24 protein-coding genes and 2 tRNA genes are annotated in these 25860 nt (G+C 63.1%); 14 read left to right on the forward strand and 12 right to left on the reverse strand.

What is annotated here, in order from left to right; translation table 11 throughout:
- Positions 1–17: 17 nt before the first annotated feature.
- Together AT959_RS07820 and gltX are read right to left on the reverse strand one after the other, a co-directional pair.
- A tRNA-Ala gene (locus AT959_RS07820) sits at positions 18–93 on the reverse strand.
- A gap of 64 nt (positions 94–157) precedes the next feature.
- On the reverse strand, positions 158–1552 hold the full coding sequence (gene gltX / locus AT959_RS07825; protein ID WP_066882379.1) for a glutamate--tRNA ligase: 1395 nt from the start codon (positions 1550–1552) through the stop codon (positions 158–160).
- A 97-nt stretch (positions 1553–1649) separates the two neighbouring features.
- Here gltX and AT959_RS07830 point away from each other — a divergent pair.
- Positions 1650–1724 (forward strand) — tRNA-Val (locus AT959_RS07830).
- Positions 1725–1858: 134 nt separating this feature from the next.
- Here AT959_RS07830 and AT959_RS07835 read toward each other — a convergent pair.
- From AT959_RS07835 to AT959_RS07860, 6 genes are all read right to left on the reverse strand, one after another.
- The gene (locus tag AT959_RS07835) at positions 1859–2935 is read right to left on the reverse strand and encodes a lipocalin-like domain-containing protein (RefSeq protein ID WP_066882381.1); all 1077 of its coding nucleotides are present in this window, start codon (positions 2933–2935) and stop codon (positions 1859–1861) included.
- On the reverse strand, positions 2935–5439 hold the full coding sequence (locus AT959_RS07840) for an ABC transporter permease (RefSeq protein WP_338032502.1): 2505 nt from the start codon (positions 5437–5439) through the stop codon (positions 2935–2937). Before AT959_RS07840 ends, AT959_RS07835 begins: the two co-directional genes overlap by 1 nt.
- A gap of 5 nt (positions 5440–5444) precedes the next feature.
- Positions 5445–6098 (reverse strand): ABC transporter ATP-binding protein, encoded by a 654-nt coding sequence (locus tag AT959_RS07845; RefSeq protein WP_066882384.1) that lies wholly within the window; start codon positions 6096–6098, stop codon positions 5445–5447.
- Positions 6099–6152: 54 nt separating this feature from the next.
- Complete coding sequence (locus AT959_RS07850; protein ID WP_083518286.1) at positions 6153–6638, reverse strand: CBS domain-containing protein; 486 nt, start codon at positions 6636–6638, stop codon at positions 6153–6155.
- 55 nt (positions 6639–6693) lie between these two features.
- On the reverse strand, positions 6694–7248 hold the full coding sequence (locus AT959_RS07855; RefSeq protein WP_066882386.1) for a hypothetical protein: 555 nt from the start codon (positions 7246–7248) through the stop codon (positions 6694–6696).
- Between the two features lie 239 nt (positions 7249–7487).
- On the reverse strand, positions 7488–7820 hold the full coding sequence (locus AT959_RS07860) for an ElaB/YgaM/YqjD family protein (protein WP_066882388.1): 333 nt from the start codon (positions 7818–7820) through the stop codon (positions 7488–7490).
- Between the two features lie 224 nt (positions 7821–8044).
- Between AT959_RS07860 and AT959_RS22125 the strand changes: the two genes are divergently transcribed.
- Both AT959_RS22125 and AT959_RS07865 read left to right on the forward strand, forming a co-directional pair.
- Complete coding sequence (locus AT959_RS22125; RefSeq protein WP_476695850.1) at positions 8045–8317, forward strand: DUF1328 domain-containing protein; 273 nt, start codon at positions 8045–8047, stop codon at positions 8315–8317.
- Between the two features lie 115 nt (positions 8318–8432).
- Positions 8433–8765 carry an EF-hand domain-containing protein gene (locus tag AT959_RS07865; protein WP_157651249.1) on the forward strand — a complete coding sequence of 111 codons (333 nt, stop codon included), beginning with the start codon at positions 8433–8435 and terminating at the stop codon, positions 8763–8765.
- A 19-nt stretch (positions 8766–8784) separates the two neighbouring features.
- Here the strand turns inward: AT959_RS07865 and AT959_RS07870 are convergent, their stop codons facing one another.
- The gene (locus AT959_RS07870; RefSeq protein ID WP_066882392.1) at positions 8785–10131 is read right to left on the reverse strand and encodes a cation:proton antiporter; all 1347 of its coding nucleotides are present in this window, start codon (positions 10129–10131) and stop codon (positions 8785–8787) included.
- Between the two features lie 243 nt (positions 10132–10374).
- On the opposite strand from AT959_RS07870, the gene AT959_RS07875 reads away from it, so the two are divergent.
- The 11 genes from AT959_RS07875 to AT959_RS07925 all read left to right on the forward strand — a co-directional run bounded on the left by AT959_RS07875 (position 10375) and on the right by AT959_RS07925 (position 23196).
- Positions 10375–10584, forward strand: coding sequence for a hypothetical protein (locus AT959_RS07875; protein ID WP_066882394.1), 210 nt, complete (start codon positions 10375–10377; stop codon positions 10582–10584).
- 85 nt (positions 10585–10669) lie between these two features.
- Positions 10670–11029, forward strand: a complete 360-nt coding sequence (locus tag AT959_RS07880) for a hypothetical protein (protein WP_157651250.1) — start codon at positions 10670–10672, stop codon at positions 11027–11029.
- A 133-nt stretch (positions 11030–11162) separates the two neighbouring features.
- Positions 11163–11546, forward strand: a complete 384-nt coding sequence (locus AT959_RS20470; protein WP_157651251.1) for a dihydroneopterin aldolase — start codon at positions 11163–11165, stop codon at positions 11544–11546.
- On the forward strand, positions 11525–12055 hold the full coding sequence (locus AT959_RS07890; RefSeq protein WP_083518290.1) for a dihydrofolate reductase: 531 nt from the start codon (positions 11525–11527) through the stop codon (positions 12053–12055). The genes AT959_RS20470 and AT959_RS07890 overlap by 22 nt, the downstream gene beginning before the upstream one ends.
- Before the next feature lie 149 nt (positions 12056–12204).
- Positions 12205–14463 (forward strand): putative bifunctional diguanylate cyclase/phosphodiesterase, encoded by a 2259-nt coding sequence (locus AT959_RS07895; protein WP_240481779.1) that lies wholly within the window; start codon positions 12205–12207, stop codon positions 14461–14463.
- Positions 14464–14535: 72 nt separating this feature from the next.
- Complete coding sequence (locus tag AT959_RS07900; RefSeq protein WP_066882402.1) at positions 14536–15219, forward strand: TetR/AcrR family transcriptional regulator; 684 nt, start codon at positions 14536–14538, stop codon at positions 15217–15219.
- A gap of 41 nt (positions 15220–15260) precedes the next feature.
- On the forward strand, positions 15261–17615 hold the full coding sequence (locus AT959_RS07905; RefSeq protein ID WP_066882404.1) for an acyl-CoA dehydrogenase: 2355 nt from the start codon (positions 15261–15263) through the stop codon (positions 17613–17615).
- Complete coding sequence (locus AT959_RS07910; RefSeq protein WP_088178955.1) at positions 17597–18907, forward strand: acetyl-CoA C-acetyltransferase; 1311 nt, start codon at positions 17597–17599, stop codon at positions 18905–18907. Before AT959_RS07905 ends, AT959_RS07910 begins: the two co-directional genes overlap by 19 nt.
- A gap of 2 nt (positions 18908–18909) precedes the next feature.
- Entirely contained in the window at positions 18910–19854 is a 945-nt protein-coding gene (locus AT959_RS07915) for a DegV family protein (protein ID WP_066882406.1), read from the forward strand.
- 12 nt (positions 19855–19866) lie between these two features.
- Positions 19867–21777, forward strand: a complete 1911-nt coding sequence (locus tag AT959_RS07920) for a 3-hydroxyacyl-CoA dehydrogenase NAD-binding domain-containing protein (protein WP_066883016.1) — start codon at positions 19867–19869, stop codon at positions 21775–21777.
- 138 nt (positions 21778–21915) lie between these two features.
- On the forward strand, positions 21916–23196 hold the full coding sequence (locus tag AT959_RS07925; RefSeq protein ID WP_066882408.1) for an OmpP1/FadL family transporter: 1281 nt from the start codon (positions 21916–21918) through the stop codon (positions 23194–23196).
- 50 nt (positions 23197–23246) lie between these two features.
- Here the strand turns inward: AT959_RS07925 and AT959_RS07930 are convergent, their stop codons facing one another.
- Genes AT959_RS07930 through AT959_RS07940 form a run of 3 tightly spaced genes read right to left on the reverse strand, consistent with a single transcriptional unit; the run spans position 23247 to position 25859 of the window.
- Positions 23247–24587 carry an ATP-binding protein gene (locus AT959_RS07930; RefSeq protein ID WP_066882411.1) on the reverse strand — a complete coding sequence of 447 codons (1341 nt, stop codon included), beginning with the start codon at positions 24585–24587 and terminating at the stop codon, positions 23247–23249.
- Positions 24584–25240 (reverse strand): response regulator, encoded by a 657-nt coding sequence (locus AT959_RS07935; protein WP_066882413.1) that lies wholly within the window; start codon positions 25238–25240, stop codon positions 24584–24586. The genes AT959_RS07930 and AT959_RS07935 overlap by 4 nt, the downstream gene beginning before the upstream one ends.
- Before the next feature lie 13 nt (positions 25241–25253).
- Positions 25254–25859 carry a cytochrome b/b6 domain-containing protein gene (locus AT959_RS07940; RefSeq protein WP_066882414.1) on the reverse strand — a complete coding sequence of 202 codons (606 nt, stop codon included), beginning with the start codon at positions 25857–25859 and terminating at the stop codon, positions 25254–25256.
- Position 25860: the final 1 nt, after the last annotated feature.

Raw genomic sequence — 25860 nt, forward strand, 5'->3', positions numbered from 1 at the left:
GTTTTCTTTCGCGCTTTTGGTGGAGGTACGCGGGATCGAACCGCGGACCTCTTGCATGCCATGCAAGCGCTCTCCCAGCTGAGCTATACCCCCGCCGCGAAAGAAGGCCGCATTATAGGGACCGTCCCGGTCCCTGTAAAGTAACTTGCGGGGTTTTTTAGATATTTTGTTGCAGCGTAGCCAGGACCTTGTCGCGGCCAATCAGGGCAATCACCGCATCGACAGATGGCGTCTGCGCCTGCCCGGTCAGGATGACGCGCAAGGGCATCGCCAGTTTGGGCATCTTCAGGCCATGCTTGGTCACGCTTTCCTTGATCAGCGCATTGATGGCGGGCGCTTCCCAGGCAACGCTGGCGATCCCGGCCGCAAAATCGGCCAGCGCCGGGCGGGCATCGTCGCTCAGGTGCTGGGCGAGGAGTTCCGGGTTGGGCGTGACGTGGGCGTAGAACACTTCGACAGCATCGGCCAGCACGTTCAGCGTATTGCTGCGGTCAACATACAGGGTGACGGCTTTTTCAAGATCGGGGCCAGCATCCGTGTCGATGCCGCGGGCGGCCAGGCGAGCCTTGATCTTGGCCGCCAGTTCGGCCGGCGGTAGTTGCTTCATGTAATGCTGGTTCAGCCACAGCAGCTTTTCGGTATTGAACTGGGCGGCCGATGCCGTGATGTGATCAAGGTCGAACCATTCGACAAACTGTTCACGCGAAAAGACTTCGTCATCACCATGCGACCAGCCGAGGCGGGCCAGATAGTTGATGACGGCTTCAGTCAGGAAGCCATCTTCGTCGTATTGCATGACCGAAACGGCGCCGTGGCGCTTCGAGAGCTTGGCACCATCGTCACCGAGGATCATCGAGAGGTGGGCGTAGGTCGGAATCTCGGCGCCCAGCGCCTGCAAGATGTTGATCTGGCGCGGCGTGTTATTGACATGGTCGTCGCCGCGAATGACGTGGGTGATGCCCATGTCCCAGTCGTCCACGCAAACGCAGAAGTTGTAGGTCGGCGTGCCGTCGGCGCGAGCGATGATCAGGTCGTCCAGCTCCGTGTTGGCGAATTCGATGCGGCCCTTGACCTGGTCGTCCCAGGCGACGACGCCGTCCTTCGGATTCTTGAAACGGACAACCGGCGGTACGTCAGCCGGCGGGGGCGGCAGGGTTTTGCCCGCCTCCGGGCGCCAGCGGCCGTCATAACGCGGCTTTTCCTTGCGGGCTTCCTGTTCGGCGCGCAGGGCATCCAGCTCCTCGCGGCTGGTGTAGCAGTAATAAGCTGTGCCATTGGCCAGCATCTGCTGGATCATTTCCTTGTAACGATCCATGCGCTGCATCTGATAGAAGGGGCCTTCGTCATGCTCCAGGCCCAGCCACTGCATACCGTCAAGAATGGCCTGTACGGCTTCCGGTGTCGAGCGTGCGACATCGGTATCCTCAATGCGCAAAATGAAGGTGCCGCCATGGCGGCGGGCAAATGCCCAGGAGAACAGCGCGGTACGGGCGCCACCAATGTGAAGATAACCGGTGGGGCTCGGGGCGAAGCGGGTGCGAACAGGTTTCATGGGCACGGAATCTATACGGAAACAAAGTCCGCTATTCTATCCGACCCGCGTTTGACTCGTCGCCCGAGTTGTGGTCAAATGCGCCCCTCTTGAATTTGGGCGGTTAGCTCAGTGGTAGAGCACTGCCTTCACACGGCAGGGGTCACTGGTTCGAACCCAGTACCGCCCACCAAATCAGGAAAACAGAAACCCGTTCAGCTAAAGGCTCAGCGGGTTTTTTGTTGTCTATAGCAGTGATGGTCAAGGATATATCTAGCAACTTTTTCACGCCTACCAAGCGAGCCCCCTGGCTTTGCCGGGGGGTACTTACCCGAGACGCATTTTCTCCCCATAACCGGTCATTTCCAGGTAGCCGCGCCCGACCTCCCGGTCATCTTCCAGCAGGCGCACCGCGCCCTCCCAGTAAATCGCTCCGGTCGACCGCCGACTGTCCAGTTCCTGGTCGTCCATCAACACCTGCAGCCGGAAAAGCCGTTGCTCAAGGCGGACACGCCATTCCACAGGGTAAGCAATGCCGGTGCGCGGCGAGCGCCACTGGCGCAAGGCTTCAAAAGCCACGGCTTCGGGCGGGAAGCTGCGGGTGCTGCCGTCGGCCTGGCGGAAAGTGGCAGCCGACCACAAGGCCGTATCGGCCGCGCCGCGCAGACGAAAAGCCATCAGCGCGCTGCCGTCGGCCAGATTGATGCCGATCCAGTCCCAGCCCTGAGCGCCTGGCGCCAGCGCTTCACTCGACCATTCGTGATCGAGCCAGGCCTGCCCGCTGACCGGCCGGGTTTTGCCGGCCAGCATCACCATCCCATCCACCTTCAGTTGCGGCCGGCTGTAGTAATAGCTGGTGTGGCGTAGATCGGCTGCCTTGGTGCTGAAGCCGGCCCGACCGTTGAGCATGGGCGGGCCGCTAGTCACTAGGTCCAGGGCATAGGCGAATTCGGCGCTGCGCACCTCGGCCCGGTAGTTGTCGCCCTGCTGCTCGAAACGCCAGTCGTTCACCCAGACCTTAGTCTGGTCAGTGGCGAAACCGGCCCGGCCAAAGCCCAGCCGGGCCGAACGTTCGTCATGGCGCAGGTGGCCGAGCGCCGGGTCGGCGAGGGCGGCGTGAGCGAGGATCAACTGGCGCGGCGCAAAGGCGCTGGCATTTTCTTCGCCGATCCCCGTCCGGACGCGGAAAAAGGTGATTTGAAAACCCAGCGGGCTGCCCTCAGGCAGATTCAGCCAGCCCGTCGCATACCACCATTCGGTGCGGAAATCCGGGTGCGCGCCGTGGTCGGCCGGGAACGCCAATCGGTAGCCCGGCAGGACCGGGGCAAACTCGACCGCAGCTGCCGCGTCAAGACCGAAGGCGCCCAGGCCGGCCAGCGCGACGAGAAAGTCGCGACGCTGCATCACCAGTCCTCGCGCACGGCCAGTACCGCATCCTGGCGCATCGCCTGACGACCGGCGAGCACCGCCGCCAGCGCGGCGAGGGCGACCAGGCCGAGCGCGAACAGCGCCAGCGAGGCCCAGGGTACATGCAGGTCCATGCTCCAGTGGAAGCTCTGCCGATTGACCACTTCGATCAGCACGAGGCCGATGGCGCCGCCCGCCAGCAAGCCGGTGGCGACGCCGACGCCGGCCGCCAATGCGCCTTCCTGGGCCAGCATCCAGCCGATCTGGCGGCGGCTCAGGCCAAGGTGGCGGAGCATGCCGAACTCGCGGCGGCGGGCTGCGGCCAGCGCGGCGAAACTGGCCGCGACGCCGGCCAGACCGATGGCGATGGCAACCGCTTCGAGCAGATACGTCACCGCGAACGTCCGGTCGAAAATTTTCAGGGTGAGCGCCCGGATCTCGCCCGGCCGGGAGATTTCCAGCACGCCGGGGCCGGCCATCGCGGTCAGCGCCGCGGCCACCTGCTCGGTATTGGCATCCGCAGCGAGATAGATGCCAGCATCGTTGGCCAGACGATCCCCAGTCAGGCGGCGGTAGTCGGCCAGATCGATCATGATGGCGCCGGTCTGCCGGGCATAGTCGCGCCAGATCCCGGCGACGTGCAGCTCGACCAGCTGGCCGGCGAGCGGCAAGGCCACAGTCTGGCCGACGCGCCAGCCATAGAGGTCGAGCATCGCTTCGGAAATCCAGATTGCCGGTTGTTCACCCAGCCGCACCGGACCGACCAGCGGCAGGTTGCTGCCGTCGGCGAGGATCGTCCGGGCAATCAGGGCGACCGGTGCTTTTCCCGCCGCCAGCCGCAGATTCGCGTGGCGCGTGAAGTTGCTGCGGTCAACGCCGTTTACAGTCGAAATTTGTACCTGCAGGGCTTCATCGAGATAAGCACTGCTCTGCGTTTGGCCGGCCCGCAGATAGATATCGGCCGGCAAAAGCTGGTGCAGCCATTGATCGACCGAGTCGCGGAAGGAGGCGACCATGATCGCCATCGCCGCTGCCAGCGCGACACTGGTTAGCACCCCCGCCGCCGCGACCACGGCATGCCCCGGCGCCGCAACGAGCCGGGCCGCCGCCAGCCGGGCCGGCACCGGGCCGCGCTCCGGCAACAGCCGGGCGATGCCGGCCGCGACTAGCGGCAGCAGCAAAACGCTGCCGGCCAGCAGACAGGCTACGGCCAGATAACCGCCCAGCGGCAGCCCGTCAATCGGGGGGATGGCGCAGGCGGCCAGACTGGCGGCGAGCAGGCCCAAGCCGAGCATGGGATGGCCGCGGCCGCCGAGCAGGGTCGTCTCGCCGCCGGCCTTCAAGGCCTGCGCCGGCGAGACCGTCGCTGCCTCACGGGCCGGCAGCCAGGCGCCGGCCACCCCGGCCAGCAGGCCGAGCGCGACATAGACGGCGCTGGCCAGCGGCTGAAATTGCAGGGTCGGCTGCAGGCCGGAAAAATAGCCGGCCCCGAGGTCGCCGCCGAGCATGGTCAGCGCCCCCCAGGCCAAAGCTTGCCCGAGGATGACCCCGACGATGCCCCCGGCCAGCCCGACTATGGCACCCTCGGCGAGCAGCCAGGTAAACAGCGTGCGGCGCGCCAGACCGAGGGCGCGGAGAAAGGCGAACTCGGTGCGCCGGCGGACGACCGACAGCGCCTGCGCCGAAAAAACCAGGAAGCCGCCGGTCAGCAGCGCAATCGCGGCGAGCAGGGTCAGATTGACCCGATAGGCCCGCGACAGATTGCCGGCCTGCTCGGCGCTGGCTTCCGGCACCTCGATCAGCACGCCGGCCGGCAGCATGGCCTGCAGGGCCGGGCGCGCCGCGGCGGGTGCCACATCGTCGGCCAGCTTCAGATCGATCCGGCTGAGCCGGCCGAGCTTGCCGAAATGCGCCTGCGCGGCGGCGATGTCCATCACGGCCAGGCGCCGGTTGTCGGCCGCACCGGGGATGTCGCCGGCAATCCTGAAACGCCGGCGCTGCGTCCCGGCCTGCAGCTCGATCTCGTCGCCGGGCTGGCGGCCGAGGGCGGTTTGCGCCGCACGACTGAGAAATACGTTGTCTTCGGCCAGGCTCGCCAGGCGGTCTGCGGTCGACGCCGGTTTGGGCAATAAAACCGGCGTCACCCGGGCCAGCGCGAAGATGTCGATGCCGAGCACTTGCAGCGTTTCTTCCGACTCTGACCCTGCCCACTTGACCTGGAGTTCGAGGACCGGGCTCGCCTCGGCTACCTCGGGACGGCCGGCGAGCTGGGCGTAGATATTTTCGTCAAAGCCGCCGCGTGGCCCGACCACCTGCAAATCGGCTGCGCCGGCCATGGTGCGAAGACCGCGCTCGAACTCGCGCAAGGCCGCTTCATGCACTGCCTGCACCGCCATTCCCAAAGCCACGCCGAGAACAATCGCAGTAAAGGAAAAAAGCGTCGCCAGCCGGCGCCGGGCCAAGGAGCCGAGAAAAACCGGCGCGAGTTTCACACGTATCACGCGTGTCACGCCTGCAACCCGCTGCTCGTCAGGTGCAAAACTCGATCCGCCGTCGCCGCCGCTGCTGGCGAATGGGTGACCAGAATGCCGATGGCGCCGACCTGGCGCACCCGCTCGGCGAGCAAGGCCAGCACCTTGGCGCCATTGGCCGGGTCGAGATTGCCCGTCGGTTCGTCGGCCAGCACCAGGCTGGGCTGGTGCACCAGGGCGCGGGCGATTGCGACCCGTTGCATTTCGCCGCCCGACAGCTCGCGCGGCCAACTCGCCGCCCGCTCGCCCAGACCGACCGCTTCCAGCAACTGCTGCGCCGGCCGATCGGCAGCGGCGCCGTGCAAGCCTTGCAACCAGAGCGGCAACGCGACATTCTGGCGGACGGTCAGATGCGGCAGCACATGAAAAGCCTGAAAGACGAAACCCAGCTTGTCGCGCCGCAAGCGGGTCAGCGCATCTTCATCCAGTTGTGCGTAGGCGACGCCATCCAGTGCCAGTCGACCGCAGTCGGGCCGGTCCAGTCCAGCGATCAGGTTGAGCAGGGTGGATTTGCCGACGCCCGACTCGCCGACGATGGCGACGTATTCGCCGGCCTGCAAACGCAGCGAGACATCCCGCAGCACGCTGCGGCGATTGAACTGGCGAGAAAGGCCTTCGATTTCAAGCATGGACCATTTTGCCAGATCCGTTCGGCATGAGCGGGCAGGCGGTCCAGGCTTTGCTCAATAAGCAGCATTGAAAACGGTCATTCGCTCACGTTCGAGTTCACCGATGACCTTCTCGTGATGGGCCACCGCCTCGCGCAGCACATCCATGATGGAGATCACGCGGACCAGGCGATCGCCGTCCAGTACCGGCAAATGCCGGATATGGTGCTGGTTCATCAGGCGCATGCAGTCGCCGAATTTGGCGCCAAGGTAGGTGGTGACGACTTCACGACTCATGATCTCGCCGACGGTGGTGTTCTCCGAGCGGCGTCCGGCAAGAATCACCTTGCGCGCGTAGTCGCGTTCCGACATCACGCCGACCAGGCGTTCTCCATCGAGCACGACGACCACCCCGAGGTCGTTTTCAGCCAGAACCCTGAGCGCCGACAGCACAGTGTCGCCGGGCTGGACGGACTTGATTTCGGCGGGGCTGGATTCGACGAACTGTCGAATGGGGTGGTGGGCGAACAAGTGCTCGGTATTCGTATCTGTCTCAAACATCATCATTCTCCTCTCAAATCCGGCCGTCGACCGTAGCGGTCACTGCCGTCGTCGATCAACGCTTCACTGACCGTTCTCCGAGCGGGGCGACCGGGCGCGACTGGCGGCGGTGCGCGATGGCAACGGCAGCGTACAGCCCGGCGGCAATCCAGCAGACCGTCTTGATTGGCGTGAAGGCGGCGAATACCGCAGCCACCTCGGCCATGCCGGTGCCCAGGGCGAGTTGGTGAGCCAGCCAGAGGAAAAAACCCAGCAAGGCGGCAAACACCGCCCACTGGCCGAAGAAACGTCCGGTGGACTCCCTGTCGCTGTGCGGTTCCTGCCACGGCAGCGTCGCCGCCAGCGCCATGCCGAGGCGCTGGCTGCCCCCCCAGAGCAGGCCGGCGAACATGCCGAGCCAGAAGGCGACCTCAACCAGGTAGGGCCAGAAGTTCCTGGCGAATTCGCCGCCGGGATACTCGATGCCCTTGGGCAGGGCAGCGATCAGAAGGCCGAATGCGAGGGCGCAGATGGCGCCGAGTCCGACGGAATTCTGCAAGCCTCTAGCCCAGAAACGGAATTCACTCTCGATGTCTTCGTTGATCGGCCAATTGGCAGGATTGATATTCATGGTGACCTCCTCGGGAAGCCGGGGCACGGGATGTTCCACGCTTCCCATACAAACGCCGTGCCGCACAGCCCGCCCACATTCTGGTGGCAGGCGGTACGGCCGACCCGGTAGCAATCAGCAACGGTCGGTCAGCATTTTCACCGCCCGAGCAGCCAGGCCATGAGCGTTGGCTTGTCCTGTCTGGCGAGATCCGGCGATGGTTGTCCTGCGGTCAACCGTCAGAAATTGCGAAAATTCAATCACAGCTTTTCGTGGCTGCCCGGCGATTTGCGCGAGCTGACCAGCTGGCTCATCAGGAAGCCGGCGGCCAGCGCGATGCCGGCTGACTTGAGCGGATGTTCGCGGACATAGTTGCTGCTGGCGCCAACCAGGCGCTGTTCAGTGTCTTTCAGCCGGTTGGCGGTTCTTTCCAGACTTTGTGCTACCCGGCTGGAGGTGTCGCTGATGCTGTCCACCAGGTGATGGGCACCGGATGCGGCGCGCGAGACTACCGGCTGTACCGCTTCAGAAATCCGGTCGATGGCCTGATGCGCACCGTTGCTTTTGGGGGTGTCAATTCCGAGGCTTTTCATGATTTTTCCTTCCAAAAGAAAGTCAAGCATGGGGTCGCGCCGGAGGTGTCGTGCGCGAGTGGGCGAATTGAACTGACCACAGGTTTGAGAGTCTCATTTCATGTTCCCGGTTCCCCGGTTTCGGCGGCGCGGTCAGCCCGACTATCGGTTAGCGAAGCGGCTTGCATGCTTTATCGCCGGGCAAAGCCTCGTTGCCTGTAATGCCTACCGGAAGAACGGTATTTTTGACCGATGCCGGCGCCTTGGCGGTGTGCACGCTCGCCGACCGGGGTGTCGCCGCGTGGAGCGTTGGTCGGCAAACGCTCGGTCTTCTCAGGCTGGAAGGAGAACCATCCATGCTGCATTACGCTGTCGTCTTTTTCGTCATCGCGCTGATTGCCGCTTTCTTCGGTTTCGGCGGTATCGCCGCAAGCGCCGTCGGGATCGCCACGATCCTCTTCTACGTCTTCCTGGGCCTGGCGGTGGTTACGCTCATCAGCGGACTGTTACGAAAGTAGCGATGCGGTCATCAAGGCTCCCTTCCGCCTATGCTGGATGCAGCGGGTGCCGGCGATTCCGGCTTTCCGTGCTCCGCCGGAATTCTGGAAAAAGCAGGGATGGATGGAGATGATCATGAAAAACACGACCTTGATTTTGTGCCGAAATATGGCGTTGACCGCAGGCGTCGTGCTCACTGCGCTCGTCTCGAATGGCGTCCACGGCCAGTTGTCGGCGACGACTCCACCGGAAATCGTCAAGCCAGTCCCGCTCAGCGAGTTGAAAAATGCCGATGCGGTATTCAATGAGCTTGATCTTGCCGGCCGAGGTTATGTGACGCGAGAGGACACCAAGGAACTGATCGGCTTTGGCGAGGCTTTCCTGGCCGTCGATGCCAAGGGCAGCGGTAAGCTGACCCGGGAGCAGTTTCGTAAGGCGTGGGCGCTCTACAAGTCGGCCAATAATTGAAGCCGTACCCGCTGTCGTCTCATTCGCGTGGTTCCTGACGCCGGTTGACGGTAGCGGGAAGTTGGCTTTTTCGAAGTTGCCGCCGGGTGTAGAGGTTCATCAGCGGCGTGACCGATATCCCATGCACGACAATGGAAACGGCTACGGTAGCCAGGGTGAGGCTGATGGCCTGCTCGGCAATCGGGCCGGAAAGTCCATGATGCAGGGCGAACATCAGGTAGTAGATCGAGCCGATACCGCGGATGCCGAACCAGGAGATCAGCAGGCGTTGATCCCGCGATACCGTGGCGCCGAGCAAGCCGAGCCATACCGAGACCGGGCGCAAGACTAGGAACAGCAGAAACAGGAAGCCGACGGTCGTCCAATCGAAACGAATGAAGGGCAGCATGGCGCCGACGACGAGAACGATGACCAGTTCGGCGATACGCTCCATTTGCTCGTTGAAGCCGCGCACAGCCTGCATCATGTAGGCGCCGGCCAGTTCCGGGTCGGTCGCGATGGCAAGACTGGCTTCCTTGCCCTGCAAGACGACTGGAGCCGGAACCTGGACGCCCCGCGACTTCCCTTTGCTACGCTGCAGGGCGAGGCCGGCGGCAAATACCGCGAGAAAGCCGGAAGCGTAGGCAAGCTGCGCCGCACCGTAGGCGAGTGCGACGAGGCCCATGGCGAGGAATTCGTCGAGCCCGACCGCTTCCTGGTGATGCGTGCGCAAATACACCACCAGTTTGCCGATAATCGCCCCGAGCAGGCTGCCAATGGCGAGGCCGCCGGCCAGCGCCCACAGCAGATCGAGCGTCAGCCAGCGCCAGCCACCCGGCCCGAGATCGTGCAGGCCGAGCAGGCCGAGGCCGAGAAAGACAAAGGGGAAGGCAGCGCCGTCGTTGAGGCCGCCTTCGCCGGAGAGACTGAAGCGCAGGCGGTCGCGGTCGCCGGGATCGTCCACCTGGACATCCGAAGCCAGCACCGGGTCGGTCGGCGCCAGAATGCCGCCGAGCAGGATGGCGGCACCGAGCGGCAAAGCGAGGAAGAAAACGCCGCTCGCCGCAATCAGCGCGACCGTCAGCGCCATCGAGACGAAAGCCAGACGCAGCGGCAAATACCATTGGCGGTTCGATAAAGGCAGGCCGAGCTTCAGGCCGACCGAGAAAAGCGAGATGAGCAGGGCCACTTCGCTGACTCTTTCAAGAATCGCGGCATAGCTCTGCGGGTCGGGTGGCGTCGGTCCCCAATCGGCGGAGCCGAGGCCATAGCCGACGGCCAGATAGAACATCGAAGCACTCGCCGGCAGGCGCTTGAGCATGGAGCCTGCCAGGGCCATGGTGACCAGCAACGCACCGATAACGAGTGCCCACAGCGCAAAAGACATTGCAGCCTGCTCCGGACGAATGAAGGGGTGGAAGTGCTACTGCCGCCGCTTCTGCCGGCGCTGTGACGTATCGGGTTGGCAGCGGGCAGAATTTTGGCGATGTGTGTTTGAGCCTCAACCGGCCAAATCTTTCAACTTTTAAATTCGAAGGGAAAAAACATGCTAAACGTGGCAAATTCCACTGGAAGATCTGCTGTGATGGTGTAAAGTCAAATCAGAAGTCATTTCTTGAGGGCGGGGATTATGGACGTTAAATCAGTAACTTCCAGTGCAAGTGCCTACGCCGGCAGCAGTGCCCAGGCGACTCAGGCACAGCAAAGCCAGCAAACACAACAAATCGAGAAACGCGAGTCCCGTGCGGAAGAGCGCACCGAAGGCAAGGAGGCGGCGCCGCGTCCGGTGGTGAATAGCGACGGGCAAAAAACGGGAACCGTGATCAACGTAACGGCCTGAGCAATCCAATTGGCCATCGGGTGGTGAAATGGCAACGGGTTCAATTTCCGGTTCGCAAGGCCTGAGTAGCGGAGTCTGGGCGCAGTTGCAGCAGCAACAGGCGCAGCGGACTGCCGATCAGGCCGAACAAAAAGCACGGGCCTTGCGCGCGCAGGCCAGTGATGCGCAATCCACAGCCGATCGTGCCCAGGAAAATGCCCGTACGCTGCGGGTGCAATCGGAACAGGCGCAAGGCGAGGCGAGTGGTGCCAGGATGGATTTGGCGGCAATGCGCTCAATGGATACGGTACAGAGCCAGTTCAATCAATGGCGTGCGGAGTTGGCGTCGGCGCTGGGTACTGCGGAAACGTCTTCACCGAGTGTGTCTACCGCAGCGACCGGCAGCCAACCGGTGCTTAACGCCGATGGGCAAACGACAGGAACGCTGCTTAGCGTGACCGCCTGAGTTCTCTGGCCTGAACCGGCTTGTGCGGATCGCGGGAGATGTTGCCCCGCGATTTTTTTTCGCCGGTTTGCCGTGGTGGCTCTGGTATCGTTGCGCCCTGTCATTTCACGAGAGGCGGGAAGGGAGAGTGTTTGTGTTAGCCAATCATTGGTGCGCGTCGGTCGATGCGACCATCCAGTTGCGAACAGGTTGTAATCCGCTGGAAAAACACGGTCCGCAGGCGGTGATAGTGCATGCCGATGCCTGGGCGCCGATGGATGCAGTGGCTGATCCGCATGACATTCGCCAGGTGGTCGATTACGAGGTGATCTTTCTGGCGATTCGCAAGCTGGAAGGCAATGCGCATTGTGAATGTCTGGAATCGAGCATTCTGGAAGTCATGGACGCGATTTTCGGCATGTCGGTGGTAACGTCTGCCTTCATTTCGATGCACAAGCCGCATGTTTATAACGGTCAGGGCACGCCGGTGATTTCGTTGTCGATGACGCGCGAGCAATGGCAAAAAACGAAGCGGTGATTTCGGCGATTGGTGCCGTGGCCAGTAACAATATGCTTGGTCTGGCCGGTTGGCTGCCGTGGGATATTCCCGAGGAACTGGCTTATTTCGAGGCGACGGTATCCGGTGCGGCCCTAGTGATCGGGCGCCTGACCTACGAGTCGATGGAGGTGGTGCCGGAGGACTCGTTCATCGTCAGTCGCCATTCCGATTTGCAGCTGAAACCGGGTTGCCATCGTGTCACTTCGGTCGAAGCGGGGCTGGCAGCGGCAATTGCCACCGGTAAACCGGTTTTCGTGATTGGTGGCGCATCGATTTATGAAGCGGCCTGGCCGTATTGCAAATACTTTTACTTGACGCGTATCGACAGGGCATTCGAGGGCGATACCCTGTTCCCCGAAAGTATTCCGCTGGCAGACTGGAAAGTCGTCAGCGAGGAGCGCAAAATCTATCGGGAACGCAAGACGGATAGCGATGTGTTGTGTCGTTTCTTGCGCTATGAGCAATCCGTGCCGCAGGTGATCGGGTAGCGCGATTGTAATTGCCGACGAATAGTCAAAATCGTCGGGGCTGCGTCAAAACGAAAATGGCAGAGCCGATGGCACAGGCGTCAGAAAATTACGCCCGACGTGGGCAACGGTTGTGGGGCGGACTTATCGCCTTGACGCTAGGCGGCTTCTTGCTGCTTGCCTACGTGCTCTGGTCGGTTTTCGAGGGGGCGTGGTCCGAGGCGGAGAGTGCAACTGCCAACTACGCCGAGTTGCTGGCGACTTGGCAACAGCGCGTGACCAGTATTGCCGTCGTCAGTCTGCTGTTGTTCGCCGGGCTGGCGCTCGTGCTGTTCCGCCTTTTCCGTGCCCAGCGGCGGGAGCGGCAGGCGGCCGAGCGCTTGCGTCAGCAGCAGGAGCAGCTGGAAACAGCGCAGCGTATTGCCCAGCTGGGTAGTTGGGAAATGGATGTCAGGACGAGGAAGGTCGTTTGCTCTGAAGAGCAACGCCGTATTTTCGAGATCGATCCGGCCAAGGTCGATCTGGTTTATGAAGACTTCCTTGCCATGGTTCATCCGGACGAGCGGGAGCGAGCCGACAGCACCTTCCAGAGCGCTATTGCCGGGGATCACCTGTTGCAGTTGAAACATCGCCTGCTGATGCCCGACGGTCGGATCAAATATGTGATGGAAACCGGCGAGACCAGTTTTGCCGAGGACGGTAAGCCGCTGACGGTATTTGGTACCTCGCAGGATGTGACCGGACAGTACCAGATGGAATCGCAAATGCAGTTGCTGGCCAGTGCTTTTCAGTACAGCGGCGAAGCGATCCTGATTACCGACCACGAGAACAGGATTGTCACGGTCAACCCGGCTTTTTCACGCCTGACCGGGTATCTGCCGGCTGAGGCGATCGGCCGGAATCCTCGCTTTCTGTCGGCAGGACGGACAACGCGCGAGGAGTACCAGGAGATGTGGCAGACAATCCAGGCGCGCGGTTTCTGGCAGGGGGAAATCTGGGATCGGCGCAAGGATGGCGGAATTTATCCAAAATGGATGTCCGTCTCGGTGATTCGCGATGACGACGACGGGATTCGCTACTACGTTGCCCATTTCACCGATGTGTCGGCGGAGCGGGAAGCCGAAGCCCAGTTGCAGCATATTGCTCACCACGACATGCTGACCGGTCTGCTCAATCGCCTGAGCCTGGCCGGTCGGCTGGAGCAGGCGCTCGCCGCAGCGCGTCGGGAGGGGGGCCGGGTTGCCTTGCTGTTCATCGATCTCGACCGCTTCAAGGTGATCAACGATACGCTGGGTCATCATGTGGGCGATGAATTGCTGATTGCGGTTGCCGGGCGCCTGCGCGAAGCTGTCCGCGACAGCGACGTGGTGGCACGCCTGGGCGGCGACGAATTTGTCGTCATGCTGACCGGGATGGAACACTCCGGCTCGGCTGCGATGATTGCCGAGAAGCTGATACTCAGCGTCGGCGACCCCTATGTGATTGAAGGCCACGATCTGTATACGACGCCCAGTATCGGCATAGCCATTTTTCCGATCGATGGTGACGATGGCCAGACCCTGATGAAAAATGCCGATGCCGCCATGTACCACGCCAAGGCGGCCGGGCGAAACAATTTCCAGTTCTTCGATTCGCGGATGAACGATGCGGCACTGGAGCGTTTGAAGATCGAACACAGCCTGCGCCATGCGCTGTCCCGCAACGAGTTCCTGCTCCATTTCCAGCCGGTGATCGATGTGGCGAGTGGTCGGGTGGATGGTGTCGAAGCGCTGATCCGCTGGTTGCATCCGGAGCAGGGCATCATTCCGCCTGGGCGTTTCATTGGCATTGCCGAAGAAACCGGCCTGATTCAGCCGTTGGGGGATTGGGTGTTCTGGACGGCCTGCCGGCAACTGGCCGAGTTCAAGGCTGTCGGTTTATCCGGCTTGAAGATGAGCATCAACATCTCGGCGATGCAGTTGCGAAACGGCAATTTACCGGTTCTGGCCAAGGGGGCGATCGAGGCATTCGGGCTCGACCCGGCGACGCTGATCTTCGAGGTCACCGAATCGGTGGCCATGCACCAGCCCGAGGAAACGGTGCGCATTCTCGATCAGTTGCACGCCATGGGCATCGGTCTGGCGATCGATGATTTCGGGACCGGCTATTCCTCGCTCAGCTATCTGCGCATGTTCCCGATTCATCATCTCAAGCTGGATCGTTCGTTTGTCCAGGAAATCGGCCAGGGGCCGGACAGCTGGGTGATCTGCGATGCGACCATCGGCCTGGCGCATAACCTTGGTCTGAAATTGGTGGCGGAGGGGGTGGAAACGCAGGAGCAGTTCGATTACTTGCGTCTTCAGGGCTGCGATCTGGTGCAGGGTTTTCTGCATAGTCGGCCATTGCCGGCCGACGAAGTCATCGCTTTCATCCGCCAGCGTAACGGCTGAGAAAAAATCGCTTGCATCGGCTCGGTGTTTTTCCTATGATTCAAACGAACGTATGAATTATAAGGTGATGCCATGGCTGAAGCACGATCCGTTGATACCCGCGAACGCATTCTCGATGCGGCTGAACATCTTTTTATGGCGCATGGCTATGAAGGCACCTCGATGCGCCAGATTACCAGCGGCGCTGGCGTCAATCTGGCGGCGGTAAATTATCACTTCGGCTCCAAGGAGTCGTTGATGCAGGAAGTCTTCCGCCGTCGCCTGGATTGGCTGAACGACGAACGGATGCGCGTGCTCAACGCGCTGGAAAGCGAAGCGGCGGGCAAGCCGCTGAAGCCGTCGCAGATCGTCGACGGTTTCTTCGGCACCTTGTTGCGCATGGCCGACGACGAGGAGCGCGGCGGCGTCACTTTCCTGCGCCTGCTCGGCCGCACGCTGACCGACCCCTCCGAATTTATCCGCACCTTTCTGGCCCACGAGTACGCCGAAGTCGTCGATCGTTACAAGGAAGCCCTGTTCAAGGCGCTGCCCGATGTGCCGAAGGCGGAAATCGTCTGGCGCTTCCACTTCATGCTTGGTGCCACCTCCTACGCCATTGCCGGGACCGATGCCTTGCGCCTGGTTACCGACTGGCAGATCGAGGAGGAAGACTCCACCGACCGCCTGGATCGCCTGGTGCCGCGCCTGATGTCCTTTCTGCTCGGTGGCCTGCGCTCGCCGTTGCCGCAATTTTCGAGTCCTACGGTCGACCTCTGAAAACCGCAAAAACCAAAAAACCATAATTGGAGACAAACAGCATGTTCAACAGCACCATCCCTCTGCTCGGGTTAGTCACCCTGGTGGCTTTGGCCGGGTTGCTCTTCGTCCGGCCGCTGCGCCGGGCGCTGATTACCCGGCCCATTTTTTCCACCTATCGCAAGGTGCTGCCGCAGATGTCGGATACCGAGCGCGATGCCCTGGAAGCCGGCACCGTCTGGTGGGAAGGCGAACTGTTCCGCGGCAAGCCGGACTGGCAGAAGCTGCATGGCTACCCGCAGCCGAAACTGACGCCGGCCGAGCAGTCCTTCCTCGACAACGAATGCGAGGAAGCCTGCCGCTTGGTCGATGACTGGAAAGTCACGCACGAACTGTACGACCTGCCGAACGAGGCCTGGCGCTACATCAAGGACAAGGGCTTCCTCGGCATGATCATTCCGAAGAAGTACGGCGGCCTCGAATTTTCGGCCTACGCCCATTCGCAGGTGGTGACCAAGCTGTCGACCCGCTCGTCGGCGCTGTCGGTGTCGGTCATGGTGCCCAATTCGCTCGGCCCGGCCGAGTTGCTGCTGCACTACGGCACCGAAGCGCAGAAGAACCATTATTTGCCGCGCCTGGCCAAGGGTATCGAGGTGCCGGCCTTCGCGCTGACCAGCCCGTGGGCCGGTTCCGATGCGGCGTCGATCCCTGATGCCGGCGTGATTTGCAAGGGCTTGTGGCAAGGCAAGGAAGTGATCGGCATGCGCGTCTCGTGGGACAAGCGCTACATCACGCTGGCCCCGGTGTGTACCGTGTTTGGTCTGGCCTTCCATCTCTATGACCCGGAAGGCCTGCTCGGCGACAAGAAGCACATCGGTATCACCTGCGCCCTGGTCCCTTACGATCATCCGGGCGTCGATACCGGCCGTCGCCACTTCCCGCTCAACGCCATGTTCATGAATGGCCCGACGCGCGGCAAGGAAGTCTTCATGCCGCTCGATTTCATCATCGGCGGGCCGAAGATGGCCGGGCAGGGTTGGCGCATGTTGATGGAGTGCCTGGCGGCCGGCCGTTCGATCTCGCTGCCTTCGTCGAATACCGGCATGGCCCAGATGACGGCACGGGCCGTCGGCGGTTATGCCCGGGTGCGCAGCCAGTTCAAGATGGCGGTCGGCAAGTTCGAAGGCGTCGAGGAGGCGCTGACCCGGATCGGCGCCTACACCTACATGATGGACGCCGTGCGCAAAATGACGGCCGGCGCCGTCGATCTCGGCGAGAAGCCGTCGGTGGTTTCGGCCATCGCCAAATACCACGTCACCGAACGGGCCCGCCAGGTGGTCAATGACGGCATGGACGTCATCGGCGGCAAGGGCATCTGCCTTGGCCCGTCCAACTTCCTCGGTCGCGCCTACCAGCAGGTGCCGATCGGCATCACCGTCGAAGGCGCCAACATCCTGACCCGTTCGCTGATCATCTTCGGCCAGGGCGCCATCCGCTGCCATCCGTATCTGTTGCCGGAAATGCAGGCGGCGCAGAATCCGGATCAGAAGCAAGGCCTGGTCGATTTCGACAAGGCGCTGTTCGGCCATATCGGCTTCACCATCAAGAACGGTTTGCGTGCCCTGTGGCTGGGGATGACCGGTTCGCACTTTGCTGCGGTCAACGTCGCTACGGCACCGGAAATGAAGCGCTACTACCAGCAACTGACGCGCTTCTCGGCGGCCTTTGCCTTCATGTCGGACATTTCCCTGCTGGTGCTCGGCGGCAGCGTCAAGCGCCGGGAAAAGCTGTCGGCCCGTCTCGGCGACATCCTCGCCCAGATGTACCTGATTTCCTGCACCTTGAAGCGTTACGAGGAAGAAGGTCGCAAGGCCGAGGATGCACCGCTCGCCCACTGGGCGATCTGGGATGCGATGTATAAGGCGCAACAGGCGTTCGATGGTGTCATCGCCAACTTCCCGGTGCGCTTCATCGCCGCCTTCCTGCACCGGGCTATCTTCCCGTGGGGTCACCCGTATGTCGTGCCATCCGACGAGGTCGGCCATCAGGTCGCCAAGTCGCTGATCTCGCCGTCGGCCACCCGCGACCGGCTGACTGCCGAATGCTACCTGCCGCTGACCGAGAACGAACCGGTCGGGGCCATCGAGCTGGCGCTGAAGGCGACGCTGGAAGCCGAAGCCATCGAGGCGAAGATCCGTGCCGCCGAAAAGGATGGTCGTTTCGACAACAACCCGCTGGCCAATGTCCGCGATATTGCTTTCGTCGCCTTCGAGGCGGGTGTCATTTCGTCGGCCGAATTCGAGGTCATGAAGCGGCGCAATCATCTGCGCGACATCGTTGTCCAGGTCGATGATTTCCCCTTCGACTACAACGTGGCGACCGCCAACAAGCCGGCCGAATGCCGGATGGCGGCCTGAACATGGGCGGCAGGACGATCTATGTGGTCGACGGCGCCCGGACGCCGTTTTTGAAGGCGCAGAAAGGGCCGGGGCCGTTCGCGGCGTCCGACCTGGCGACGCAGGCCGGGCGGGCGCTGCTGTTGCGCCAGCCTTTCCTGCCGAGCGATCTCGACGAGGTCATTCTCGGTTGCGCCGCGCCGTCGCCGGACGAAACCAATATCGGCCGCATGGTGGCGCTGCGTCTCGGTTGCGGCGAGAAGGTGCCGGGCTGGACGGTGATGCGCAACTGCGCTTCCGGCATGCAGGCGCTCGATTCGGCGATTGCCAACATCCAGTGCGGCCGGGCCGAACTGGTGCTGGCCGGCGGCGTCGATGCGCTGTCGCGGGCACCGCTGTTGTACTCCGATACCATGGTGCGCTGGTTTGCCGGCATGATGTCGATGCGGACAGCCGGCCAGAAGCTCGGGCATTTCCTGAAGCTGAAGCCGGGGGCCTTGCTGTCGCCGGTAATCGGCCTGATGAAGGGCCTGACCGATCCGGTGGTCGGCCTGCTGATGGGGCAGACCGCCGAAAACCTCGCCTGGAAGTTCGGCATCACGCGCCAGCAGATGGACGAATTCGCCGTGCGCAGCCACCAGCGGGCACTGGCCGGTCGGCAAGCGGGTCATCTGGGTGAAATCGTGCCGCTGGTCGATGGCAACGGCAAGGTGTATGCCGAAGACGACGGGGTGCGGGCCGATGCCAGCATGGCCGGCATGGCCAAGCTGAAACCCTTCTTCGACAAGAAATACGGCAACATCACCGCCGCCAACAGTTCGCAGATTACCGATGGCGCCGCCTGGCTGATTCTCGCTTCGGAAGAGGCGGTCAAGAAGTGGAATCTCAAGCCGCTCGGCAAAATCGTCGACAGCCAGTGGGCCGGCCTCGATCCGGCGCAGATGGGCCTCGGCCCGGTGCATGCCTCGACGCCCATCCTGCAGCGCCACGGCCTGGGGCTGAATGATATCGATGCCTGGGAGCTGAACGAGGCGTTCGCGGCCCAGGTCATGGGCTGCCAGGCCGCCTGGCAATCCGACGAGTACTGTCGCGAGCAGCTTGGCCTGCCGGCAGCACTCGGCGCCATCGACGAGAACAAGCTGAATGTCGATGGCGGGGCGGTGGCCATCGGCCATCCGGTCGGCGCTTCCGGGGCGCGCATCGTGCTGCATCTGTTGCATGTGCTGCGCCGGCAAAAGGCCAGGCGCGGCATTGCGACCATCTGTATCGGTGGCGGCCTGGGCGGCGCCATGCTGGTCGAAGCCGAAAGCTGAGCATGCGGATCGGTATTGTGGTTGATTCGGCCTGCGATTTGCCGAGGGATTTTCTCGCCGCCAACGGCGTGCTGGTCATGCCGATCACGCTGCGCATCGGCGACCTGCTGATCGAGGACCGGCGCGATCCCGAGGAAACCCAGGCCTTCTACGCCCGGCATCTGGACCGGAAAGGCGAGGATTTCGCCGAGTCGATTCCGTATTCGGTGCAGCAGATCGAACAGCTTTTCCTCGAACGGCTGGTCCTCGATTTCGACTACGTCTTCTGTCTGACCATCACCAGCACGCGCAGCCCGATCTTCAATCATGCGATGCAGGCCTCGCGCGCCATCCTCACCCAGTACAAGGCGATCCGCCGGGCGGCCGGCGTGCCGGAGCGCTTCGGGCTGGCCGTACTGTCGACGCGCAACCTGTTTACCGGCCAGGCCGTGCCGGTGGCCGAAGCGGTGCGCCTGATCCGGGCCGGTGGTTCGCCGAGCGAAATCGGCGCCCGCCTGCGCCATCTGGTCGATCAGACCCATACCTACCTGGTGCCGGCCGACCTCTTTCACATCTACAAGCGGGCCTCCAAGAAAGGCGATACCAGCCTCAGCTGGGGTTCCTACACGCTCGGTTCATGGCTCGATGTCAAACCGATCCTGCATTGTCATTGCGACCAGACGACCACGGTCGACAAGGTGCGTGGCTTTGAAACCGGCGTCGAGCAACTGTTCGCCAAGGCGGCCAAGCGCATCCGCGACGGACTCGATGCACCGCATCTCTGCATCAGCTACGGCGGGGCACCGGGCGCGGTGGTCAATCTGCCCGGTTATGCCCGGCTGACCCAGGCCGCGGCGGAGCAGGGCGTTCAAATTCTCGTTTCGCCGATGAGCAAAACGGCTGCGGTCAACGTCGGGCCGGGCGCCTTGTCGCTGGCCTTCGCGGCAAGCGGTCATCGTCCGCATTAAAGAAAGCACATGATGAATCTCAATCTTCAACACTGGCGGGTCGAGCGCGATGCCGAAGGTGTCGCCACCGCCATCCTGGACAAGGCCGGCGAGTCGGCCAATTCGCTGTCGGTCGCCGTGATGGCGGAACTGGCGCAGATCCTCGATGCCTTCGACCAGCAGCCGCCGAAAGGGCTGATCTTCCGCTCCGGCAAGGCGGCTGGCTTCATCGCCGGGGCCGACATCGAGGAATTCACCCAGCTCGATACACCGGAAAAGGGGCGGGCATTGGTCGAGCGGGGCTGGCAGCTGTTCAACCGTTTGGCTGCGGTCGACTACCCAACATTGGCCATAATCCGCGGCCATTGCCTGGGCGGCGGTCTCGAACTGGCGCTGGCCTGCCGCTACCTGCTGGCGGTTGACGAGCCGGCGACCAAAATGGGCCTGCCGGAAGTCATGCTCGGCATCTTCCCGGGCTGGGGCGGCATGCTGCGCCTGCCGCAACGGGTCGGCCCGGCGGCAGCGCTCGACATGATGCTGACCGGCAGGAGCCTCGACGCCAAACGGGCCAAGCGCATGGGCTTGGCCGATGAATGCGTGCCCCCTCGGGTCATGGAGCCGGCGGCGCGGCAACTGCTGTTCTCCGGCCAGCCCCGGCGCCCCTTACCGGCGCTGCAGCGCCTGCTGAACGGGCCGCTCAAGGCCGTCGTCGCCAATGGCGCCCGTAAACAAGTGGCGAAGAAGGCGCGGCCGGAACATTACCCGGCGCCCTACGCCATCATCGACATCTGGCAGAAACATAACGGCAATGCGCTGGCCGCGCCGGCCATCATCGACCGCATCATCAGTTCGCCGACGGCACGCAATCTGGTCCGCGTCTTCTTCCTGCAGGAGCGCCTGAAAGGCTTTGGCAAGGCTGCGGAATTCTCGGCCCGGCGTGTGCATGTGATCGGGGCCGGCGTCATGGGCGGTGATATCGCTGCCTGGTGCGCCCTGCGCGGCATGACCGTGACACTGCAGGATCAGAGCCTGGAACGCATGGGGCCGGCCTTGCAGCGGGCCAACAAGCTATTCACGCGCCGCCTGCGCGACCCGCTCAAGGCACGGGCCGCTTTCGACCGCCTGATTCCCGACGTCAACGGCGATGGCGTCGCCCATGCCGATGTGGTGATCGAGGCGATTTTCGAGAACGTCGAGGCCAAGCATGCGCTGTTCAAGGCGCTGGAGCCGCGGCTGAAGCCGGGGGCGGTGCTCGCCACCAATACCTCCAGCCTGAAGCTGGAAGACTTGCGGACGGTACTGCAACAGCCGGAACGCCTGGTCGGCATCCACTTCTTCAACCCGGTGGCAATGATGCCGCTGGTTGAAGTAGTCCAGGCCGAGGGGGCGGACCCCGATGCCGTGCAGGCCGCCTGCGCCTTTGTGAGGCAGATCGACAAGCTGCCGCTGCCGGTCAAGAGCGCGCCGGGCTTCCTGGTCAATGCGGTGCTCGCCCCCTACATGCTGGCCGCGATGCGTGCGGTCGACGAGGGAATTTCGCCGGAAACCGTCGATGAAGCGATGCTTGCCTTCGGTATGCCGATGGGGCCGATCGAACTGGTCGATACCGTCGGCCTCGATATCGCGCTGGCGGCCGGCCAGCAACTGGCCGGCGGGGCCGCTGCGCCGCGCTGCCTGTTGGCGCGGGTCGAGAAGAACCAGCTCGGCAAGAAGTCCGGCCAGGGTTTCTATGCCTGGGCGGACGGCAAGGCGAAAAAGGGCAGTGCCGGCGCTGTGCCGGCCGGCCTGGCCGAGCGTCTGGTCACGCCACTGATCGACCGGGTCGACCAACTGGTGGCCGATGGCATCGTCGCCGATGCAGATCTGGCCGACGCCGGCGTGATTTTCGGCACTGGTTTTGCCCCCTTTACCGGCGGGCCGCTCAACTTTCGCAAAAATAAATAACCGGGCTGTTGTTTCTTTGCAACAAGCCGGTCAAATTGTGTAAATAAAACGGTATTTCAAACGTTTGTTTGAGATTTAATGGCGGCAGCAGCAACAGGGAATTCTTTCCCAAACATAAACAAAACAGGAGACAAACCAATGCAAAAAATCATCACCCCGCGCCTGATTCCAGCGCTCATCGCAGTTGCTTTTTCCGGTACTGCCAGCGCGGCCGGTTTCCAGCTGCTGGAGCAGAATGCGAGTGGTCTTGGTAACGCCTATGCCGGTTCAGCAGCAGTAGCTGATAACGCCAGCACGATCTACTACAACCCGGCCGGCATGACGCAATTGCAGAACATCGAGGTGTCCGGCGGCCTGACGGCAGTCAATACCAGCTTCAAATACAACAACGAAGGGTCTACCGGCCTCGGTGCCCTGGCCAATAGCGGCAATGGTGGCGATGGCGGCGATCTCGGCCTGATCCCGAACGGCTACGTCTCCTGGGCAGTGAGCAAGGATCTCTATCTCGGCCTGGGCATCGGCGCACCGTTCGGAATGCGGACCAAGTACGACGATCGCTGGGTCGGTGCCGCCCAATCGACGCATTTCGACATCAAGACGGTCAATATCAACCCTTCGATCGCCTATCGGGTCAATGATGTCGTCTCCATCGGCGGCGGCCTGAACTGGCAGCACCTGGAAGCTGATTACCGCCGGCTGACCGCAGTGACTGCATCCGGTGTGAACTCGCCGCTCAAGCTGACGCTGGAAGATGATTCCTGGGGCTGGAACATCGGTGCCCTGTTCAAGCTGGCACCGACTACCAAGCTGGGCGTTTCCTATCGCTCCAAGATGAAGTACGAAACAACCGGCAAGATCGAGATCAGTGGCACGCTGGCGTCAAACAGTTCCGATGCCAAGGCCGACATCACGCTGCCCGATACTTTCGTCATGAGCTTGACGCATGCCCTCTCCGACAAGTGGGAGTTGCTGGGCGACGTGTCGTGGACGGGCTGGAGCAGCATTCCCAAGGTTGACGTGATCCGCGCTTCGGCGACCAGAAACGGCCTGTTTGCCTCGGGCACCAATGCCCAGGTGCTGGACACCGAGTTCCGCGATACCTGGCGCGTGGCGCTGGGCGCCAACTACAAGCTGAGCAGTGACTGGGCCTTGAAGGGCGGTATCGCCTACGACCAGACGCCGGTTCGGGATGCGGCGACCCGCCTGGTTTCGCTGCCGGACAACAACCGCACCTGGTTCTCGGCCGGTGCGCAGTGGAAGGCCACCAAGTCGACGACCCTCGATGTCGGTGCTACCTATCTTTACCTGAAGGACGCCAAGATCGACAACAACCAGGTCGCCCAGGGCCGTGGTCGTGTCACCGGCACCTACGAAGACAGCGCCTGGATCTTCGGCGGCCAGTTGTCGATGGCTTTCTGAACGAACAAGCTTCCTTGCGTCATTTCAACCCCGGCCAGTCCGGGGTTTTTTTATGCCGTGGCTGTCCAGCTGGCCTTGACCAGCAAGCCGGGGGGCGGCAGGGCTTCCGCCAGTTCCAGGCGGGCGCCATGCAGTTCGGCAATGCGGGCGACGATGGCCAGCCCGAGGCCACTGCCCGGCTGGTCGGTTTGGTTGAGGCGGTGGAAGCGACGCAGCACGGCGGCTCTTTCTTCCGGTGGAATGCCCGGGCCGCTGTCGCTGACGCTGAGTACGCAGCGGCCGTTGTGGCGACTGATGCCGACGCGGACCCGGCCGTCGTTCGGCGTGTAGCGGATGGCGTTGTCGATCAGGTTGCGGATCAGCACACGCAGCCATTCGGCCTGACCGGTGACCGTGCAGTTGTGGTCGGCCGTGAAGTCGAAATCGATGTTCTTGTCGAGAATCAGCGTGCCCAGCTCGGCGCAGACGGATTCGGTCAGCCGGCCGAGGTCGACCGGTTGCGGGTCGGGCAGGCCGGATTCCGGATCGAGGCGGGCCAGTTGCAGCATCTGGTCGACCAGGTGCGAGGCGCGGCTGAGGCCGCTTTGCAACTGTTGCAGCGAGCGGTCGCGTTCGTCGCTGTCGCGGGCCCGCAGCGCGACCTGCAATTGCGCCTGCAGCGCGGCGAGCGGCGTGCGCAGTTCGTGGGCGGCATCGGCGGTGAACCGGCGCTCGGTTTCGAGTGCCGTTTCGACACGCTGGAAGAGGCCGTTCAGCGCTTCCAGCATCGGCCGGATTTCTTCGGGGGCGGAGGGCGGCGACACAGCCTGCAACTGTTGCGGGTCGCGGCTGGCGATCTGGGCGGCGACGCCACCCAGCGAAGCCAGGCCCTGGCGGGTGGCGAGCCAGACCCAGAGGCCGATCAGCGGCAGGCCGAAGAGGGCGGGGAACAGCAGGCGCCAGGCGATGTGGCCGATCAGGTCGTCGCGGATGTGGTGGTTTTCGCTGACCTGGACCTGCAGGCTGCGTTCGCTGTTCCACTGGCTGTAGTGCCGCCAGTGGCCGTCGTCGCCGCGTGTTTCGGAAAAGCCGTCGGCTGCGGTCAACGCCGTTTCCGGGGCATTATTCGAGCGCATCAGCAGCTTGCCGTCGGCTCGCCAGATCTGGCAGCGTAGGCGGCGCTGGTATTTGTGGGCGACGTCGCCGAGGTCTTCGATATCCTCGCCTTCGTCGTGGCTGGCCAGCGCCAGCAAAGTTTGCGCGGCCTGGGCGAGTTGGGCATCGAACAGTTCATCGACCTCGTGGTGGGCGTCGATGTAGCTGAAGATCATGGTCACCAGCCAGGCTGCGGCGACCCCGCCGAGCAGCAGGCTGAGCAGGCGGCGGCGCAGCGAGAACCAGACGGTATTCACTTGGCGATCGTGTAGCCGACGCCGCGCAGCGTGCGGATCAGGTCGCTGCCCAGCTTCTTGCGTAGGTGGTGGATATGGACTTCGAGCGCGTTGCTGTCCGGCTCGTCGCGCCAGCCATAGAGCGACTGTTCGAGCTGGGTCCGGCTCAGCACGCGGCCGGTGTTTTCAAGCAGCATCTGGAGCAGCGAAAATTCCCGGCTCGACAGTTCGACCGGCTGGCCGGCCAGCGTCACGACATGGGCGGCCGGGTCGAGGGCCAGTTCGCCGTGGATCAGCAAGGGCGCGGCACGGCCGGCGCTGCGCCGGGCCAGGGCGCGGATGCGGGCGGTCAGTTCGTCGAGGTCGATCGGCTTGACCAGGTAATCGTCGGCCCCGGCATCGAGGCCGGAGACCTTGTCGCCGGTTGCATCGCGGGCGGTCAGGATGAGGATGGGCATCGCCTGGCCGCGTTGGCGGGCACGGCTCAGCACGTCCATGCCGGACAGGCGGGGCAGGCCGAGGTCGAGGACGACCAGGTCGAAGCTTTCGGCATGCAGGGCGTGGTCGGCGGCATGGCCGTCCTTGACCCAGTCGACCGCAAAGCCGGCCTGGCGGAGGCCGACGGTCAGGCCATCGCCGAGTTGGGGATCATCTTCGACAAGCAGGATGCGCATGGCTTGGATTCTATCAGCTTGCAATCCACCAGCCGGCGGCGGCAACCCAGGCCAGTAGCAGGATGGCGGCGAGCGGGCGGGCCGAGGCAATGGCCTCGCCGGGCTGCCCGTTCTTGCGGCCGGTAATCATGGCGCGCACCAGGTTTTCGCCGTGCAGCAGGCTGCCGGAGGCGACGCCGGCGAGATGGATGACGACGACGGTCAGCATCGTCGCGGCTAGGCCTTCATGCAGTTCTTCCAGCAGATGGCCGCCGAAGTCGTTGTAGATTGCCCAGCCGGCCAGCCCGGTGACGATGCCGAGGCCGAGCAGAAGGACGATGGCCCAGCCGCCGGCCGGGTTATGGCCGACATGGTGAGACGGTTCGAGGCGGAGCAGGCTGAGCAGATAGGCTTTGACGCTGCTCGGGCCGCGTACGAAATCGACGAAGCGGGCGTAGCGGCTGCCGATGAAGCCCCAGGGCAGCCGGAATACGGCGACGGCAAGCACGGTGCCGCCGCTGATGACATGGAGCAGCCGCAGGCTTTCGCTTTCAGAGGTCAACCAGGCCAGGCAGAAACCGCCAACCATCAGCCAGTGGCCGAGGCGAACCGGCCAGTCCCAGACGAGTATTTTTTGCATG

It is taken from the genome of Dechloromonas denitrificans (genome assembly GCF_001551835.1).
Lineage (GTDB): Bacteria > Pseudomonadota > Gammaproteobacteria > Burkholderiales > Rhodocyclaceae > Azonexus > Azonexus denitrificans.

What these genes read in the sequence shown, in the direction of transcription:
- gltX (WP_066882379.1), bottom strand. Translation starts at nt 1,552, where the DNA reads ATGAAACCTGTTCGCACCCGCTTCGCCCCGAGCCCCACCGGTTATCTT.
- AT959_RS07835 (WP_066882381.1), bottom strand. Translation starts at nt 2,935, where the DNA reads ATGCAGCGTCGCGACTTTCTCGTCGCGCTGGCCGGCCTGGGCGCCTTC.
- AT959_RS07845 (WP_066882384.1), bottom strand. Translation starts at nt 6,098, where the DNA reads ATGCTTGAAATCGAAGGCCTTTCTCGCCAGTTCAATCGCCGCAGCGTG.
- AT959_RS07850 (WP_083518286.1), bottom strand. Translation starts at nt 6,638, where the DNA reads ATGTTTGAGACAGATACGAATACCGAGCACTTGTTCGCCCACCACCCC.
- AT959_RS07855 (WP_066882386.1), bottom strand. Translation starts at nt 7,248, where the DNA reads ATGAATATCAATCCTGCCAATTGGCCGATCAACGAAGACATCGAGAGT.
- AT959_RS07860 (WP_066882388.1), bottom strand. Translation starts at nt 7,820, where the DNA reads ATGAAAAGCCTCGGAATTGACACCCCCAAAAGCAACGGTGCGCATCAG.
- AT959_RS07865 (WP_157651249.1), top strand. Translation starts at nt 8,433, where the DNA reads ATGAAAAACACGACCTTGATTTTGTGCCGAAATATGGCGTTGACCGCA.
- AT959_RS07870 (WP_066882392.1), bottom strand. Translation starts at nt 10,131, where the DNA reads ATGTCTTTTGCGCTGTGGGCACTCGTTATCGGTGCGTTGCTGGTCACC.
- AT959_RS07875 (WP_066882394.1), top strand. Translation starts at nt 10,375, where the DNA reads ATGGACGTTAAATCAGTAACTTCCAGTGCAAGTGCCTACGCCGGCAGC.
- AT959_RS07890 (WP_083518290.1), top strand. Translation starts at nt 11,525, where the DNA reads ATGGCAAAAAACGAAGCGGTGATTTCGGCGATTGGTGCCGTGGCCAGT.
- AT959_RS07900 (WP_066882402.1), top strand. Translation starts at nt 14,536, where the DNA reads ATGGCTGAAGCACGATCCGTTGATACCCGCGAACGCATTCTCGATGCG.
- AT959_RS07905 (WP_066882404.1), top strand. Translation starts at nt 15,261, where the DNA reads ATGTTCAACAGCACCATCCCTCTGCTCGGGTTAGTCACCCTGGTGGCT.
- AT959_RS07910 (WP_088178955.1), top strand. Translation starts at nt 17,597, where the DNA reads ATGCCGGATGGCGGCCTGAACATGGGCGGCAGGACGATCTATGTGGTC.
- AT959_RS07915 (WP_066882406.1), top strand. Translation starts at nt 18,910, where the DNA reads ATGCGGATCGGTATTGTGGTTGATTCGGCCTGCGATTTGCCGAGGGAT.
- AT959_RS07920 (WP_066883016.1), top strand. Translation starts at nt 19,867, where the DNA reads ATGAATCTCAATCTTCAACACTGGCGGGTCGAGCGCGATGCCGAAGGT.
- AT959_RS07925 (WP_066882408.1), top strand. Translation starts at nt 21,916, where the DNA reads ATGCAAAAAATCATCACCCCGCGCCTGATTCCAGCGCTCATCGCAGTT.
- AT959_RS07935 (WP_066882413.1), bottom strand. Translation starts at nt 25,240, where the DNA reads ATGCGCATCCTGCTTGTCGAAGATGATCCCCAACTCGGCGATGGCCTG.
- AT959_RS07940 (WP_066882414.1), bottom strand. Translation starts at nt 25,859, where the DNA reads ATGCAAAAAATACTCGTCTGGGACTGGCCGGTTCGCCTCGGCCACTGG.